The sequence below is a fragment of the Mesorhizobium sp. PL10 genome, assembly GCF_053714315.1.
Genome location: NZ_JBSKBR010000136.1, coordinates 1 through 1,302 on the forward strand (window position 1 = coordinate 1; position 1,302 = coordinate 1,302).

General features: G+C 62.3%; 1 pseudogene. It reads left to right on the forward strand.

The features are described 5' to 3' along the window. Nucleotides 1-163: 163 nt before the first annotated feature. Nucleotides 164-1,232: pseudogene (locus tag ACWGTO_RS33440) on the forward strand (IS630 family transposase). The last annotated feature ends 70 nt before the right edge of the window (nucleotides 1,233-1,302 follow it).

A 1,302-nucleotide genomic window follows, 5' to 3' on the forward strand; every position in this document is an offset into this window, starting at 1 on the left:
TTCAACAGCTTAACCGGCAGTGTTCGCCATCCGTTCACCTCCAACTGTTCAAGTTGGGCCATACGGATTCGACCCGTAATACCAACGGTCTCGGGCGCTGACTCTTTCGTGATTTTGTATCGCAGGTGGACCGTGATTCCCTGATGCCGAAGGAGATTCGGCGATGGGTTCAGCGGTGAAATTGCGGGATGACTATTCGGCGAGCGAACTTCGACGCCTTGCGCGGGCTTCGAAGGATGTGCGGCAGAGCAGCCGGCTGTTATCGATCGCGGCGGTTCTGGACGGGATGAACCGAACCGATGCGGCGCGGATCGGCGGGATGGATCGGCAGACGCTGCGCGACTGGGTGCACAGGTTCAATGCTGCAGGCCCCGACGGTCTTCTCGATCAGTGGTCGCCTGGTCCGCTGTCGCGGCTGTCGCCAGAGCAGCAGAGCGAATTGGCTGCGATGGTGGAGACGGGGCCGGACCGTGCCGTTGACGGCGTCGTGCGCTGGCGGCGCATCGACCTGAAGCGCGTCATCAAGGAGCGCTTCGGCGTGGACTACGACGCGCGCTATGTCGGGAAACTGCTGCACAAGCTCGGCTTCTCGCACATCAGCGCGCGCCCACATCATCCGGGCCAGGATGCCCATATTGTCGAGGAGTACAAAAAAACTGGCCACGCACGCTGAAGGCGCATCTTTGCGACCTGCCGCCGCGCACGAAGGTGGAGCTTTGGTTCCAGGATGAAGCCCGCATCGGCCAGAAGAACGGCATCGTGCGGCAATGGGCAAGGCGCGGCACCCGGCCCCGCCAGCCGGCCGATCAGCGCTACAAGAGTGCGTATCTGTTTGGCGCGATTTGCCCGGCGCGCGGCGCCGGGGCGGCTCTGGCTCTGCCCTTTGCCGACACCGAGGCCATGCAACGCCATATCGACGAGATCAGCCGCCATGTTGAAAAGGGCGCACACGCCGTGCTCGTCATGGATCGTGCCGGATGGCACACCACCGCCAATCTCAGGATGCCGAAAAACATGACGCCGATCTTCCTGCCCTCGCGCTCCCGGAACTGAACCCGGTCGAAAACGTCTGGCAATATCTGCGGCAGAATTGGCTCTCAAACCGCGTCTTCGACGACTACGACGCCATCATCGACGCCGCCTGCGAGGCTTGGCAGAAGCTCCTCGCCGCGCCCGAAACCATCACATCAATCGGAATGCGGCAGTGGGCGCACGTCGGTCAAACTCCATGACTCTTGGTATAATTACCCACCCCCTCGCCCCCTCGATGCGGCATGGTGCGTCGTCACTCGTCGTCGATGT